This is a genomic window from Thermopetrobacter sp. TC1, from assembly GCF_000746275.1.
GTDB lineage: Bacteria > Pseudomonadota > Alphaproteobacteria > Rhizobiales > Aestuariivirgaceae > Thermopetrobacter.
The window spans coordinates 1-15,740 of record NZ_JQKX01000020.1; the positions used below are offsets into that span (position 1 = coordinate 1).

General features: G+C 61.8%; 14 protein-coding genes, 1 tRNA gene and 1 pseudogene. 15 read left to right on the plus strand and 1 reads right to left on the minus strand.

The window, feature by feature from the left end; genetic code table 11:
* Positions 1–965: 965 nt before the first annotated feature.
* On the plus strand, positions 966–1,694 hold the full coding sequence (tmk, locus tag EK16_RS02225) for a dTMP kinase (RefSeq protein WP_038034330.1): 729 nt from the start codon (positions 966–968) through the stop codon (positions 1,692–1,694).
* A gap of 27 nt (positions 1,695–1,721) precedes the next feature.
* Entirely contained in the window at positions 1,722–2,780 is a 1,059-nt protein-coding gene (locus EK16_RS02230; protein WP_038034331.1) for a DNA polymerase III subunit delta', read from the plus strand.
* A 793-nt stretch (positions 2,781–3,573) separates the two neighbouring features.
* Here EK16_RS02230 and EK16_RS02235 read toward each other — a convergent pair.
* Positions 3,574–4,083, minus strand: a complete 510-nt coding sequence (locus EK16_RS02235) for a phosphate-starvation-inducible protein PsiE (RefSeq protein ID WP_231573579.1) — start codon at positions 4,081–4,083, stop codon at positions 3,574–3,576.
* 438 nt (positions 4,084–4,521) lie between these two features.
* Here EK16_RS02235 and EK16_RS02240 point away from each other — a divergent pair.
* The 13 genes and pseudogenes from EK16_RS02240 (at position 4,522) to EK16_RS02295 (ending at position 15,700) form a co-directional block, all read left to right on the plus strand.
* Positions 4,522–4,598, plus strand: a tRNA-Asp gene (locus EK16_RS02240).
* Positions 4,599–5,213: 615 nt separating this feature from the next.
* Positions 5,214–5,474, plus strand: a complete 261-nt coding sequence (locus EK16_RS12115; protein ID WP_156098435.1) for a hypothetical protein — start codon at positions 5,214–5,216, stop codon at positions 5,472–5,474.
* Positions 5,475–5,636: 162 nt separating this feature from the next.
* Positions 5,637–6,002, plus strand: coding sequence for an NADH-quinone oxidoreductase subunit A (locus EK16_RS02245; RefSeq protein ID WP_038034333.1), 366 nt, complete (start codon positions 5,637–5,639; stop codon positions 6,000–6,002).
* A complete protein-coding gene (locus EK16_RS02250; RefSeq protein WP_038034335.1) occupies positions 5,993–6,571 on the plus strand; it encodes a NuoB/complex I 20 kDa subunit family protein in 579 nt (192 codons plus the stop codon). Before EK16_RS02245 ends, EK16_RS02250 begins: the two co-directional genes overlap by 10 nt.
* A gap of 128 nt (positions 6,572–6,699) precedes the next feature.
* On the plus strand, positions 6,700–7,386 hold the full coding sequence (locus EK16_RS02255) for an NADH-quinone oxidoreductase subunit C (protein WP_231573570.1): 687 nt from the start codon (positions 6,700–6,702) through the stop codon (positions 7,384–7,386).
* 53 nt (positions 7,387–7,439) lie between these two features.
* Positions 7,440–8,636 (plus strand): NADH-quinone oxidoreductase subunit D, encoded by a 1,197-nt coding sequence (locus EK16_RS02260; protein WP_038034337.1) that lies wholly within the window; start codon positions 7,440–7,442, stop codon positions 8,634–8,636.
* A gap of 125 nt (positions 8,637–8,761) precedes the next feature.
* Positions 8,762–9,199, plus strand: coding sequence for an endonuclease domain-containing protein (locus tag EK16_RS02265; protein ID WP_038034494.1), 438 nt, complete (start codon positions 8,762–8,764; stop codon positions 9,197–9,199).
* Positions 9,196–10,425 carry an NADH-quinone oxidoreductase subunit E gene (locus EK16_RS02270; protein ID WP_038034338.1) on the plus strand — a complete coding sequence of 410 codons (1,230 nt, stop codon included), beginning with the start codon at positions 9,196–9,198 and terminating at the stop codon, positions 10,423–10,425. Before EK16_RS02265 ends, EK16_RS02270 begins: the two co-directional genes overlap by 4 nt.
* Before the next feature lie 65 nt (positions 10,426–10,490).
* Entirely contained in the window at positions 10,491–10,724 is a 234-nt protein-coding gene (locus EK16_RS02275; protein WP_038034496.1) for a hypothetical protein, read from the plus strand.
* Between the two features lie 4 nt (positions 10,725–10,728).
* The gene (nuoF, locus tag EK16_RS02280; RefSeq protein WP_038034340.1) at positions 10,729–12,048 is read left to right on the plus strand and encodes an NADH-quinone oxidoreductase subunit NuoF; all 1,320 of its coding nucleotides are present in this window, start codon (positions 10,729–10,731) and stop codon (positions 12,046–12,048) included.
* A 138-nt stretch (positions 12,049–12,186) separates the two neighbouring features.
* Positions 12,187–14,247 (plus strand): annotated as a pseudogene (nuoG, locus tag EK16_RS02285) (NADH-quinone oxidoreductase subunit NuoG); the annotation flags it as partial.
* A gap of 103 nt (positions 14,248–14,350) precedes the next feature.
* Positions 14,351–15,397, plus strand: coding sequence for an NADH-quinone oxidoreductase subunit NuoH (nuoH, locus tag EK16_RS02290; protein WP_051928803.1), 1,047 nt, complete (start codon positions 14,351–14,353; stop codon positions 15,395–15,397).
* Between the two features lie 15 nt (positions 15,398–15,412).
* Positions 15,413–15,700, plus strand: coding sequence for a hypothetical protein (locus tag EK16_RS02295; protein ID WP_038034343.1), 288 nt, complete (start codon positions 15,413–15,415; stop codon positions 15,698–15,700).
* The last annotated feature ends 40 nt before the right edge of the window (positions 15,701–15,740 follow it).

The following is a 15,740-nucleotide window of genomic DNA, read 5'->3' on the forward strand; positions in this document are numbered from 1 at the left end:
AGGCCCACGGCCACCGACGGCCTCTTCGATGTCTGCTTCGGCAGCGTCAAGATCACCGAAATCGACCTGCGAACGGGCAAAACGCGCTCTTGAGGGCGACGGACGCCGCTCCTGTGGTGACTTTTTGCGCCTCCCTTCGAGTTTGCAAGGACACGCCAATGGCGAAGTCTTCGCCATTGGCGTCTCTCAAAGCATTCTTTCACAGGCCCTTGCCTGTCAAGGACGGCCCTAAAGGGCCGCCGCGCAAGCGGTTTCATCCTTGACAGGCAAGGCCCTGTGAAACACCCCCCTCTCGCTCTCCATCACCGGTCCACCCGGACCTTGAACCCACCCCGCCTTTGCGCCCTATAATGTGTCAACCATGTCTCCGAACAGGTGTAAACCATGTCTCCGGGCTGAACAACAAGGCCGGCAATGACGTTTTGTTGTGGAAATTCAATGGGTTGTAACTATCTCTTTCCTTGTTGCAAGGCAGGAGATTGCCGTGTTTCATCTCGTTCTCCTCACCGCGTCACAGCCGGGCTTGTCCCGGCTGTCCAGGGGCGGATAAGCAGGAAAGGTGCATACTCTTCACCTCCCCCTGATAGGGGGAGGTCGGCCCCGCCAGGGGCCGGGTGGGGGTCGGGCCATACGCGCATGAAGGCATTGCCCTATCTTGCAGGTTTCCTACTGCCGAAAGGATATTTCATATCCTTCCAGAACAATTCGGCGGGTTTTTAACCCCCGCCTAAACGTTTAAGGAACGGGATAAAATCCCCTCCTGGCGATTTAGCAACGGCCGCCACTCCAGTTTGCTTTACACCGGAGGTGATATGCCCCTTGTCCGCCCGGGTGATTTTTGCGTTTGTGGCCTTGTTTTTTCTCAGGTACAGGCGGCAAAGTGCGCAAGGTGTGTGGTTTCGGCAATAGGGGCTTGTGTTGTCATCCGGCCGGGTGTTGGTTGGGATTGAGAGCGGATTTCGGGCATGGCGGGCGAAGGATCGGGCTTTTTCATCACCTTCGAGGGCGGGGAGGGCAGCGGCAAGAGCACGCAGGCCCGCCTGCTCAAGGATCTCCTGGAAGAATCGGGCCTGTCCGTGCTCCTCACCCGGGAGCCGGGCGGCACCGACATGGCCGAGCGCATCCGCGCGCTGCTCGTACGCGGCGATCCTGATGCGCTGTCTTCCACCGCCGAGGCCCTGCTCAATTACGCCGCCCGCGATGATCACCTGCGCCGGCGCATCCGCCCGGCCTTGCGGCAGGGCAGGGTGGTGATCTCCGATCGCTTCATGGATTCCACACGCGCCTATCAGGTGCTTGCCGGCGACTGTCCGGCGCGCCTTGTCGATGCGCTGGAGCGCGACGTGGTGGGCGAGACCGTGCCCGATCTCACCTTCATCATGGACATCGATCCCGAAATGGGTCTCACCCGGGCCGGCAGGCGCCTGGCGCAAGATGCCACCAACAACAAAAAGCAGCCTGCGGCACAGGCAGACGCGGCCTTAAGCCATGATTCCGGAAGCGAGGACCGCTTCGAGCGTTTCGGGCTTGCCTTTCACAAGCGCCTGCGGGAGGCTTATCTGACGATCGCCCGCGCCCAGCCGCAACGCTGTGTGGTGATCGATGCCAGCCGGCCGCCTGAACAGGTGGCGGCGGAGATCGCCCGCATCACCACCGCGCGTTTGCGCAAGGCCGGCCTGTTGCCCGGCGCCTGAACCGGGGATGTGACAAGGAGCCCGTCCATGGCCCGTGCCGCTCAGGAAAAGACGGCTGTGCCGGATATTCCGCATCCTGCCGAGATGACCGTTCTTGTCGGTCATTTGAAGGCGGAGGCGCGCATGCTGTCCGCCCTGCGTTCCGGCCGGCTGCATCATGCCTGGCTGTTGAGCGGCCCGGAGGGTATCGGCAAGGCCACGCTCGCCTGGCGCTTCGCCCGCTATCTGCTCGCCCATGGCGATGCGCCGCCGCCGGAGGACGGCGATCTGCAGCTTGATCCCGCCCATCCCGTTTTTCGCCGGGTGGCCGCCCGTGCGCATCCGGATCTTGTCTCTGTGGAGCGCATCATCGATGAAAAGACCGGCCGGCCGAAACGCGCCATCGGCGTGGATGAAGCGCGCCGCATCCTGCATTTTCTCACCCTGACCCCGGCCGAAGGCGGCTGGCGGGTGGTGATTGTGGATCCCGTTGACGATCTCAATCTCGCCGCCGCCAACGCCCTGCTCAAGACGCTGGAGGAGCCGCCGCAGCGCACGCTCTTTCTGCTCATCTCCCATGCGCCGGGGCGGCTCCTTCCCACCATCCGCTCCCGCTGTCTGCATCTGCCCCTGCGCCCGCTTACGCCTGCCCAGGTGCGCGAGACGCTGGCGCTTCTCGATGTAACGGAACGGACTGATGCTGAGGTGCTGGAGGAGGCCATTGCCCATTGCCAGGGCGCGCCGGGGCTGGCCCTGAAACTGGTTACATCCAGCGCCGGGCGCCTGTTCTCCCGGCTGCGAGCGACGCTTGATGCGGGCGGAGTCCCTGACCGGGCTGAAACGACGGCCATCGTGCAGGAGCTGGCTGCCGCCCGTGATCCGCACGCGCTGGCGCTGTTTGTGGATCTGCTGCGGTCCTGGCTGCAGGAGCGGGCGCGAGAGGCCGCGCTGCACGGGAACGCACAGACTGCCCAGCGCCTGGCCCGGGCCGAGGCCGAAATCGCGCATCTCCTGACCCGGGCCGAGAGCCTCAATCTCGACACCGGCCTTGTGCTCACCGCCATTTTTCAGGACTTAACCCGGGCCCTGCAGGCCAGCCCTGCATGATCACGGCATTCATTTTTCACGATGCGTGACATGAGTTTTATTATTTGGATTGTGAGAATATGTTTATGTTTCTGCCTGTTTGCCGTGGACATGCAACATTTCCTGATAAACCGGATGAGCACAACACATAGTATCGTCATACCGGCGAAAGCCGGTATGTCAGCCCATAATCGCCTGCGTTTGTGACTCGAGACCCCGGCTTTCGTCCACGCCTGGCCAAGTAAATTCAGGAAGCATGCTGTTGACGCCAAATCGACCAAGGAAAAAAGACTCTCCATGAGTTAGGAGTTGGTTGTTTAACTAATTGATAAACCACAAAAAAACGTCATTGCCGGACTTGTTCCGGCAATCCAGGGCCAGGGATGAGGCGGTTTTGGTGGGCGATAGTGCTCACCAGCAGGCTTGATCTGAGCCGTATGCTTTTTGATGGGAGGTCCCTTTTGAAGGACAGAGCCTGGAAGAAGCGTTCCTGCCTGCCATAACCGCATGATTAAACCGCCCCTGGATGCCCGGGACAAGTGTTCAGCCCGGGCATGACGTAACTTCTTGAAAATCCAGATAAAAATAACACACTCCGAGTTTGGGCGATGGTGGGAGAATGCCTTGGTAAAAGCATCTATGGTGCATGTGAGTGATTACACTCTTAATAACGAGAATTATTCGCAGCGCATAGAGTAATTTATTTGGACACCACTGGGCTTTCGCCGGGGTGATGCGGAAGATGGCACTGCTGTGTCGTGTAGTATGATCCTGACGTCGTACCCAGCCCTGTGCTGTGCAGGATGATAGGCGTTCATTCACTGTCTTCCGGGCGCGGGCGCCGGGCGGAGAAGCGACCGGTGCGCAACTGGGACTGATAGTCACTCGGCGGTGAGGGGAAGCGCGAGGAACCATAACGCAGAAGCAGCAGTGCCACGGCGAGCACGAGGGCGGCGCCGGCGATCCACATCAGCTGCTGCGCATCGCCGCCTTTGCCAGCTTCCAGCTTGCCCACCTCGCCGATGAGCAGCCGCGTCAGCGCCGTGATCGCCACATAAACGAGGAAGCGCACAGGCATGCGGCTGGTGCGGAAATAGATGCCGACCATGGCGCCCACCTCGAGATAGATGAATAAAAGCAGCAGATCGCCCACCGAAACATGGCCGACCTCGATAAGGCGCACGAATTCGGCAAGTGTGGCCCAGACCGTGACCGCGCCGATGGCGAAAAGCGCCGCATAATGAAACAGATCGACAAGGAGATTGCCCAGGGGATCGATGAAACGGGCAATGCTGCGATCGATGCGCTGAAAGACGAATGGAATCTGCACCGGCACCTCATCGGGTGCCGATATCTGATTCTCTTTGCGTTCGCCGGCACGTGCGGGGGCTGTGGCGCCTGTGCGGCCTCCTTTCGCCTCACGCCCCGGCTGCGATCCCTCTTTGCGCGGTGAACTCTCTCTTGGCGCCATGGCGCCCCCCGAATTTCGCATCATCTCCCCGCCTAATCGGGCGGAGGGAGCAGACTCGTTTCCCCTTCCATCATGCAGAAAAGCGTCCTTGCAGAAAAGGGTGAATTCGCGCCCGCAACACCTGCCGGACAAAGACTGCCCCCCTCCCTTCAGCACTCCTGAGACGCTTTCCATGCAAAGGCCAACAAAAGCGCTTGACTTGCCCCGCCACAGCGCTTAAACGACAGCTCGTCACCAACACGGCGCCGGAACCGGGATTGCGGTGTCCGTGAACCACATCACAAGGCTCAAGCGGGCGTAGTTCAGTTGGTTAGAACGCCGGCCTGTCACGCCGGAGGTCGCGGGTTCGAGTCCCGTCGCTCGCGCCATTCCCTTTTCCTTAGCCTTTCCCGCCATTTCGTCCTGTCAGCCGTTGATTCCTCCTCCTTCACAGGGCAGCCATACCTGCGACCGCACATGTCTTTCCAAGAAAATTCATGAAACGTGCTGTTGACGCCAAATCGACCGAGGAAAAAAGACTTTCCATGAGCTAGGGGTTTGTTATTTAACTTGTTGATAAACCACAAGAAAACGTCATTGTCGGGCCTAGCCTGTCCCGGGCTTGAACCGGGATCCCGGCAATCCAGGGCCAAGGATGAGGCGGGTCTGGTAGGCGATGGTGCTCACCAGCAGGCTTGATCTGAGCCGTATGGATATAAAATGCCGGAACGGGATTTTATCCCGTTCCGGAACGTTTTGGCGGGGTATGTTACCCCGCCATCTGTGCCTAAAGGCGGGGTTGGAAACCCCGCCGAAACGTTCCAGAAGGATGTACAACATCCTTCCGGCGGTAAGCTTTCCAGCCCGGAAGAACCGTTCCTGATAGCCATCACCGCCTGCGTAAACCACCCCTGGATGCCCGGGACACGCCCAGGCATGACGTAACTTGTTGATAATTCAGATAAAAAACCTACTCCAAGTTTGGATGATGGTGGGAGAGTGCCTTGGTAAAAGCATCTATGCTGCATGTAAGTGCTTACATTCTTGATAACGTAAATCATTCGCAGCGCATGGGTAATTTATTTGGACACCAATGTACAACCGCAGGTGACATTCCTGCGCGCATGATCGCAGGCGTGTTCATGTTTCTGAAAGCACGTGAGAATTTCCCCAGGCCCGCGCATCCGTCTTTGGTGGTAGGCCCCAAGGCAGGGGCTTTTCGGAATGAAAAAATCTTGATCCTGATCAAAATTGCCGCACCGTGAAGTTGGTGAAATCGCTTGCGGCGGCGCCTGCGTTCGGCTACCAAATCCGGGCCGGCCAGGCTTTGTGTGCAAGGCGCCGCTGTGAGTCGCCATGATCGTCTCTGATCATGGCCGGCGCCGGGTTCAAGGAGGGGGCGTGGCCGGCCAGAGGGGAGCGGGAGCATGAGGGAGCTGCTGATCCAGTATCTGCCGGTGATCATCTTCATCGGCATTGCCGCGGTCATCGGGCTGGCGCTGCTCGTTTCGGCCATGGTTCTGGCCGTGCGCCGCCCGGACCGGGAGAAGAATTCCGCCTACGAATGCGGGTTTGATCCCTTCGATGATGCGCGCATGCGCTTCGATGTGCGCTTCTATCTCGTGTCCATCCTCTTCATCATCTTCGATCTTGAGGTGGCCTTTCTCTTTCCCTGGTCGATCACGCTGAAGGAGAATGGTCTGTTCGGCTTCTGGTCGATGATGGTGTTCCTGGGCGTGCTCACCATCGGCTTCATCTATGAATGGCGGAAGGGGGCGCTGGAATGGGATTGATCTCGGGCGGCAAACCGCTGATCGTCGATCCGGCCACGGCGGCCGCGGAAGCGGCGGCGACCGTGACGGAGGCGCATCGCGAGAGCATGGCCGGCATCAACGATGCCCTGGCCGACAAGGGCTTCATCACCACCACCACCGACGACATCATCAACTGGGCCCGCACCGGCTCGCTGATGTGGATGACCTTCGGGCTGGCCTGCTGCGCGGTGGAAATGATGCAGGCCTCCATGCCGCGCTATGATCTGGAGCGCTTCGGCTTCGCCCCGCGCGCCAGCCCCCGCCAGTCCGACGTCATCATCGTTGCCGGCACACTGACCAACAAGATGGCGCCGGCCATTCGCAAGGTCTATGACCAGATGCCGGAGCCGCGCTGGGTCATTTCCATGGGCTCCTGCGCCAATGGCGGCGGCTATTATCACTATTCCTATTCCGTGGTGCGCGGCTGCGATCGGGTGCTGCCGGTGGACATCTACGTGCCGGGCTGTCCGCCGACGGCGGAGGCGCTGGTTTACGGCGTGCTGCTTCTGCAGCGCAAGATCCGCCGCACCGGCACCATCGAGCGCTGAAGAGGAGATAGGGCGCGTCATAAAAGAGCAATGTCATAAGGCCGCCGCGGGCGGATATGAACGATGAGGAAACGGTCCGGGAAAGAGGCCGGAAAGGATCACGGTAAACGAGGGAGCGGGACGGGGTCATGAACAGCAAGCCGGCAGAGAGCGTCGATGCGGCCGATCTCGCCGTCATGGCCGATCATGTGCAGGCCCATCTCGGGGATGCCGTATCCGAGGTGAAGGTGGTTCATGGCCAGCTGCAGATCGTCACCGACAAGGATCACATCCTCGAAGTTCTGCGCTTTCTGCGGGATGATGCCAACTGCCGCTTCGTCTGCTTCACCGACATCTGCGGCGTGGACTGGCCGGAGCGGGAGAAGCGCTTCGAGGTCGTCTATCACCTGCTCTCGCCCTATCGCAACGCGCGCGTGCGCATCAAGGTGCCGGTGGCCGAGGGGGAATCGGTACCTTCCTGCATCGAGATCTTCCCCGGCGCGGACTGGTATGAGCGCGAGGTCTGGGACATGTATGGCGTCTTTTTCTCAGGCCATCCCGATCTCAGGCGAATCCTCACCGACTATGGCTTTCAGGGCCATCCCCTGCGCAAGGACTTTCCGGTCACCGGTTTTGTCGAGGTGCGCTACGACGAGGACAAGAAGCGCGTGGTCTATGAGCCTGTGAACCTGCAGCAGGCCTGGCGCGCTTTCGACAATCTTTCGCCGTGGCGGGGCGAACCGTGGCAGCCGCGGCAGGAGGAGGTCCTGCCCGGGGATGAGAAGGCGCAAGGGCAGGGGGATCAGGGGGCTGAAGCGCCCGGCAAGGATGCCTGAAACGAGACGGTGAGGCAGCGGGAGTTTCTCTCAAGGATTCGGGTGACAGGGCCATGGCCGAGACCGACGTCAGCGTACGCAATTTCACCATCAACTTCGGCCCGCAGCATCCGGCGGCCCATGGCGTTCTGCGCCTGGTGCTGGAGCTCAACGGCGAGGTGGTGGAGCGTGCCGATCCCCATATCGGGCTTTTGCATCGCGGCACGGAGAAGCTGATCGAGACCAAGACCTGGCATCAGGCGGTGCCCTATTTTGACCGGCTCGATTATGTGGCGCCGATGAATCAGGAGCACGCCTTCGTCCTCGCCGCCGAGAAGCTGCTTGGCATTGAGGTGCCCTATCGCGCCCAGGTCATCCGCGTGCTCTATTCCGAGATTGGCCGGCTGCTCAATCACCTGCTCAATGTCACCACCCAGGCCATGGACGTGGGCGCGCTCACCCCGCCGCTGTGGGGCTTTGAGGAGCGCGAGAAGCTGATGATCTTCTATGAGCGCGCCTCCGGTGCCCGCATGCATGCGGCCTATTTCCGCATCGGCGGCGTGCATCAGGATCTGCCGCCCGATCTCATCGACGACATCGGGGAATTCTGCGAGACCCATCCCAAGGTCCTGCAGGACATCGAGGGCCTGCTGACCGACAACCGCATTTTCAAGCAGCGCAATGTCGATATCGGCAAGGTGACGCTGGAGGAGGCCTTCGCCCGCGGCTTTTCCGGCGTGATGGTGCGCGGCTGCGGCGCGCCGTGGGATCTGCGCCGAGCGCAGCCCTATGAGTGCTACTCCGACCTCGATTTCAAGGTGGCCGTGGGCAAGAACGGCGACTGTTACGATCGCTATCTCGTGCGCATGGAGGAGATGTATCAGTCCGTGCACATCATGAAGCAGTGCGTGGAGATCCTCTCCTCCGCTAAGGGGCAGGGCGAGGTGCTTGTTGGCGATAGGCGCATCGCGCCGCCGCGGCGGGCGGAGATGAAAACCTCCATGGAGGCTCTCATTGAGCACTTCAAGCTGGTTACCGAGGGGCTGAAGGTGCCGGAGGGCGAGGTCTACGCCGCAGTGGAAGCGCCCAAGGGCGAATTTGGCGTCTATCTCGTCTCCGACGGGTCCAACCGTCCCTACCGCTGCAAGATCAGGGCGCCGGGCTTTGCCCATCTGGCGGCGCTGGATTTCCTCTCCCGGGGGCACATGCTGGCCGATGTTTCGGCCATCATCGGCTCCATCGACATCGTGTTCGGGGAGATCGACCGATGATCCGGCATGACCAGGAATATGTTGAACCGCGCCTTGGAAGATGCGGATCCTCCCCCTGGCAGGGGGAGGTCGGCGCGAAGCGCCGGGAGGGGGTCGGGCCCAGAACTCGGCGGCGCGGGAGCAATGTGCGGTTGGCGCGTTATCTGCGGCGCGAAATGACGAAAGCCGAGATGCGTCTCTGGCATTTCCTGAGGCGAAAGAGACTTCTGGGTCTTAAGTTCCGCCGCCAACATCCCTTTGGGCCTTATGTTCTGGATTTCTATTGTCCGGAGCTTGCCCTTGCCATCGAAGTGGATGGTTCTCAGCATGGAAAGATGCGCGGCCGGAAGCATGATCAAGAACGGGATGCCTATTTGGCAAGGCATGGCGTGATGGTTCTACGGTATTGGACTGCTGATGTGCTGCGGGATGTGGACGGGGTTGTGAACGACATCTGTGCGAAAATTCAACTTCTTCTAAATCGCCCGACCCCCTCCCTGACCCTCCCCCTACCAGGGGGAGGGAAGGGGGCGCGCATGGCATCGGGCAGGCTTCTTTCCACAGAGGGGAGGGCCGGGTCATGAGTTTTCGCAGGCTTCATCCCGAGCAGCCCGAGAGCTTCGCATTCACGCCGGAGAATCTGGCCTGGGCGAAGGAGGTGATCGCGCGCTATCCCGAAGGGCGTCAGGCTTCCGCCGTCATTCCGCTGCTTACCCGTGCGCAGGAGCAGAACGGCGGCTGGGTGACGGAGCCGATGATCCGCTATATCGCGGACATGCTGAAGATGCGCCCCATCCGCGTGCTGGAGATCGCCACCTTCTACACGCAGTTTCAGCTTCAGCCCGTTGGCCGCAAGGCGCACATCTGGGTCTGCGGCACCACACCCTGCCGCCTGCGCGGCGCGGAGGAGCTGATCAAGGTCTGCAAGCGGCGCATCGCCGAAAAGGCGCACACGCTCTCCGAGGACGGCGACTTTTCCTGGGAGGAGGTGGAATGCCTCGGCGCCTGCACCAACGCGCCCATGATCCAGATCGGCGAAAGGGTCTATGAGGATCTCACGCCGGAGCGCTTCGAGGAGATCCTCGATGAGATCGCCGCCGGGCGCTGGCCGGAGCCTGGGCCGCAGAACGGGCGCACGTCCTCTGAACCGCTGGGCGGACCAACGACGCTGACGGATGATTCCCTGTTCAACAAGGGATCGGACGCCGAGGCCTTAATCGCTGCCCGCAAGAGCAGTGCGGCGAAACATGCAGCCACGGCGCCGGAAACGCCGGCACACGCGCAAGACGAAACAGCCAGCGCAAAGAAAACCGAAGAAAAGGAGAGGGCCGCGGCCGAAACGGCAAAAGAAACTGCCAAGGAGCAGGCTGAGGCGAGCGCTCTTGCACAAGGTGAGGCGAAAGAGGCGAAAGAGGCAACAGAAAGCCCTGGCGCGGAAACGCCGAAAGATACCGCTCTGCAAGGCGCGGCCGCTCTTGCGGATCTGGCAGAAGCCCGCACGCCAAGCGAAGAGGAAGTGGAGGCCGCTAAAGCCACCCCGCCGCAGCTTTATGAGGCGCCGCCTGCGCAGGTTGATGATCTCAAGCTCATTTCCGGTGTCGGGCCAAAGCTTGAGAAGCTGCTCAACGATCTTGGCATCTACACCTTCGCCCAGATCGCCAGCTGGGGGCCGGGCGAGATCAAGTGGGTGGATGATCACCTCAAGTTCAAGGGCCGCATCGTGCGGGACAAGTGGGTGGAACAGGCCGCGGCACTCGCCGCCGGCGGCGAGGAGGAATACATCCGCCGCTTTGGCAAGAAACCGCGCTGAAGCGTTCAGGCATCCCGGCGCAACGCATAAGGCGCGCGGGGATGAGAGGGCCGGAGGAAGCCACAATGGCCGAGATAACGAACGAATTGATTTACGAAGTGCTTAAAAGCATGCAAGCGCGGCTCGGCAATATTGAGCAGAGTCAGAAGGAGATGACCACACGCATCTCTGCCCTGCAAACGCACATGCTGGCGGTGGAAAAGGACGTGGCCAACCTTTACGAAGCGCTTGCTGCGTTGGATACGCGCATCGAACGCATCGAAAAGCGCCTGGATATCGTGGGCGAACCGGAGCTGTGAGCCGATGCTGAGTGACAAGGATCGCATCTTCACCAACCTCTACGGCCTGCACGACTGGCGCCTGGCCGGCGCCTTGAAGCGCGGCGTCTATGACGGGGTGAAGGGCTTCATCGAGAAGGGCCGCGACTGGATCATCGAGGAGGTGAAGGCCTCAGGCCTGCGCGGTCGTGGCGGTGCCGGCTTTCCCACCGGGCTGAAATGGTCCTTCATGCCCAAGGAGGTGGGCGAGCGCCCGCATTATCTCGTGGTCAACGCCGACGAATCCGAGCCCGGCACCTGCAAGGACCGCGAAATCCTGCGCCATGATCCCCATCGCCTCATCGAGGGCATGATCCTCGCCGGCCGCGCCATGCTCGCCCACACGGCCTTCATCTACTTCCGCGGCGAGTTCATCCATGAGCGCAAGGTTTTCGAGGCGGCGGTTGAGGAAGCCTATGAGGCCGGCATCCTGGGGCGGGACACCATCTTCGGCTGGGATTTCGACATCATCGTCCATCATGGCGCCGGTGCCTACATCTGTGGTGAGGAAACGGCGCTGATCGAATCCATCGAGGGCAAGAAGGGCCAGCCGCGGCTGAAGCCGCCGTTTCCGGCCAACGCCGGCCTTTATGGCTGTCCCACCACGGTCAACAACGTGGAATCCATCGCCTCCGTCGGCGAGATCCTGCGCCGTGGCGGCAGCTGGTTTGCCAGCCTAGGCAAGCCCAACAACACCGGCACCAAGCTCTTCTGCATCTCCGGCCATGTGGAAAAGCCCTGCGTGGTGGAAGAGGAGATGGGCATCACCTTCCGTGAGCTCATCGAGACCCACGCCGGCGGCATCCGCGGCGGCTGGGACAATCTCAAGGCGGTCATTCCCGGCGGATCGTCTGTGCGCTGCGTGCCGGCGGAGCAGATCATCGACTGCCCCATGACCTTCGATGATCTCGCCAAGCTCGGCTCTGGCCTGGGCACCGCCGGCATCATCGTCATGGACAAGTCCACCGACATCATCCGCGCCATCGCCCGGCTTGCCTATTTCTACAAGCACGAATCCTGCGGCCAGTGCACACCCTGCCGCGAAGGCACGGGCTGGATGTGGCGCATGCTGGAGCGCATGGCCGAAGGCCGGGCGGAAAAGCGCGAGATCGACCTTCTCTTCGAGGTGTCCAAGGAGATCGAGGGCCATACCATCTGTGCGCTGGGCGATGCGGCGGCCTGGCCGGTGCAGGGGCTGATCAATCACTTCCGCGATGAGATCGAGGCCCGCATCGATGAATACACGGCGCGGGCGGATGCGGAGGGCTCGATGGTGAAGGAGATGGAGAAGGCGGCGGCGGGCTGAACGCTTCGCCACCCCGGCGAAAGCCTTAGGTCTCGTGCCGCGGACTCATGAGGGTGTGGTGCGAGATTCCGGCTTTCGCCGGAATGACGGGAAAGCGGAAACGGCGGCTTGAGGAACAAACGACAGGGATAGGGCGACATGCCGAAGATCGTCATAGACGGGCAGGAAATCGAGGTGCCGGACGGAACCACCGTCCTGCAGGCCTGCGAAATGGCCGGCAAGGAGATTCCGCGCTTCTGTTATCACGAGCGCCTTTCCGTGGCCGGCAACTGCCGCATGTGCCTGGTGGAGGTTTCGGGCATCCCCAAGCCCATGGCCTCCTGCGCCCTTTCAGTCAACGATCTCAGGCCCGGCCCCAATGGCGAGCCGCCGCAGGTGTTCACGGACTCGGAAGTCACCCGCAAGGCGCGGCAGGGGGTGATGGAGTTTCTTCTCATCAATCACCCGCTGGATTGTCCCATCTGCGATCAGGGTGGCGAGTGCGACCTGCAGGATCAGGCCATGGGCTATGGCCGCGGCGTTTCGCGCTTTCGCGAGCCCAAGCGCGCGGTGGAAAACCGCTATATCAGCCCCCTGATCAAGACGGTGATGACCCGCTGCATCAAATGCACCCGCTGCGTGCGCTTCATCGCCGATGTTGCGGGCTTGGGAGATCTCGGCGCCATCGGCCGCGGTGAGGATGTGGAGATTTCCACCTATCTCGATGCCGCACTGGATACCGAGCTGGCCGGCAATATCGTCGATCTCTGCCCCGTGGGCGCGCTCACCAACGCAACCTATGCCTTCCGCGCCCGCCCCTGGGAGCTGACCAAGACCGAAACCATCGACGCCATGGATGCCATGGGCTGCAACATCCGGGTGGACGCCAAGTTCGACCGGCTCATGCGCATCCTGCCGCGCCTGCATGAGGACATCAACGAGGAGTGGATTTCCGACAAGACCCGCCATGTCTGGGACGGCCTGCAAAAACGCCGTCTTGATACGCCCTGGGTGCGGGAAAACGGCCGGCTGCGCCCGGCCAGCTGGGAGGAGGCCTTTGATCGTATTGCCGAGGCCTTCCCGAAGGACGCGCCGGACAAGGCGGCCGCCATCGCCGGCGGTCTTGCCGCCGCGGAAGAGGCCTTTGCGCTTAAGCGGCTGATGCAGGCCCTGGGCGTGGCTTCCGTGGATTGCCGCCCGCCGCATGTGCCCCTGGGCACTGCCGGCGGCCGGGCGGGCTGGCTGTTCAACGCCACCATCGCCGGCATCGATCAGGCCGATGCCATCCTGTTCATCGGCACCAATCCGCGGTATGACGCCGCGGTGCTGAACACGCGGATTCATCGCGCCTGGTTTGATCGTGACGTGCCTGTCGCCCTGCTGGGAGAGAAGCCGGATCTCTTCTATGACTTCAATTGGTTGGGTGATAATCCTCAAGTATTGCTTGAGCTTGCGGAAGGCCGTCATGCCTTCGCCGAGGTTCTGCGCAAGGCCGAGCGGCCGCTCATCATCCTTGGCATGGGCGCGCTTAAGCGGCCGGATGCTGCCACCCTCTGGTCGGCGGCTGCGCGCCTTGCTCAATCCGTTGAGGCGGTGAAGGAGGGCTGGAACGGCTTTTCCGTCCTGCATGTGGAGGCAGGGCTGGTGGGCGCGCTGGAGGTGGGCTGCCTGCCGGATGACGGCGGGCGTGACACGGCCGCCATCCTTGATGCGGCGGAACAGGAGGAGCTCTCCTTCGTCTGGCTCTTGCATGCCGATGAGCTCGACATGACGCGCCTTGCCAGGCCTTTCGTCGTCTATCAGGGCAGCCATGGCGATGCCGGCGCGCAGATTGCCGATGTCATCCTGCCCGGCGCCACCTATGTGGAGAAGGATGTCACCTTCGTGAACATGGAAGGCCGCCCGCAAATGACGAGCCGGGCGATCCTGCCGCCGGGCGAGGCGCGGGAGGACTGGGCGATCTTACGCAAGGCGGCCGACGTGCTGGGCGTTGATGTCGGCTTTGACAGCCTTGAGGCATTGCGCAAGGCCATGTACGAAACGGCACCTCATCTGGCGGCCATCGATTCCATCACGCCGGCCGATCCTGCGGGGATCGGGGAGATCGCCCGGCTGGGCGGCGCAATTGACGAGGCGCCGCTGAAGGCGCCGATCGCCGATTTCTGGCTGACCAATCCGATCGCGCGCGCGTCTGACATCATGCAGCGGATGAGCGCGCTGCGTAAGGACCGCGCAAACGCGGGCGATGCGCCCGACGGCGGCAACGGCGGTAATGGCGGCACGGCGGCGGAGACGACAGGCAGGGAAGCGGCGGAGTAGGGCGATGCAGACGAGCCTTTGGGATACGCTCTGGTGGCTGTTCATCATCGCGTTGAAGAGCGCGGTGCTCCTGGTCATTCTGCTCGTGGCCCTGGCCTTTCTCATCTATGTGGACCGCAAGGTCTGGGCCGCGGTGCAGATGCGGCGCGGGCCGAACGTGGTCGGCCCCTTCGGCCTGCTGCAATCCTTCGCCGACCTTCTCAAGTTCGTGCTGAAGGAGGTCGTCATTCCCGATGCCACCAACAAGGGCGTCTACATCATTGCGCCGCTGGTGGTTTCTGTGCTGGCGCTTGCCGCCTGGGCGGTGGTGCCGGTGGCGGACGGCTGGGCCATCGGTGATATCAACGTCGGCATCCTCTACATCTTCGCCCTGTCCTCGCTGACGGTTTACGGCGTGATCATGGGCGGCTGGGCCTCCAACTCCAAATATCCCTTCATGGCCGCCCTGCGTTCCGCCGCGCAGATGGTCTCCTATGAGGTCTCCATCGGCTTTGTCATCGTCACCGTGCTCATGGTGGCGGGATCGCTCAATCTCTCCGAGATCGTGCGCGCCCAGACGGCGGGGCTTGGCACCTGGCTCGGCCTGCCCAGCTCCTTCCTCGACTGGTACTGGCTGCCGCTGTTTCCCATGTTCATCATCTTCTTCATCTCCGCCCTGGCGGAGACCAACCGCCCGCCCTTCGACATGGTGGAGGCGGAATCGGAGCTGGTGGCCGGGCACATGGTGGAATATTCCTCCACGCCCTATCTGCTGTTCATGCTGGGCGAATACGTGGCCATCACCCTGATGTGCGCGCTGACCACCACGCTGTTTCTCGGCGGCTGGCTGCCGATCATCGACGTGCCGCCCTTCAACTGGATTCCGGGCGTGATCTGGTTCACGCTCAAGGCGCTGTTCGTCTTCTTCTTCTTCGCGCTGGTGAAGGCCTTCGTGCCGCGCTATCGCTACGATCAGCTCATGCGTCTGGGCTGGAAGGTGTTCCTGCCCATCTCCCTGTTCTACGTGGCGGCGGTGGCCGGCGTGCTCGTTGCGTTCGATCTGGCGCCGTGACGGGGGAGGGCGTGCATGAACGATATCGTCGCCATAATCGATCAGCCGCTGGACAAGTGGAATTTGATCGGTGCCCTGTTTCTGCTGCTGGTGGGGGTGATCAACATGATCGCGGGCAATCATGCGCTGAACAGAAGTATTGCCGAGCGGCGCAAGGCCGGGGCGTCGGAAGAGGAGCTTGCGGCCATGCAGGAGCGGATGGGCCTTGTCAGGAAGATTTTGGTGGTGGGAAATTACGTCGTTTTCCCGTTGGCGGGATTCTTCCTGTTTGGCCCGGTGTTCAGGCAGACGTTCGGTCAATAAGGGCGGAAAGGCTGGGACGGATTGAAGAGGGCGCAAAGGC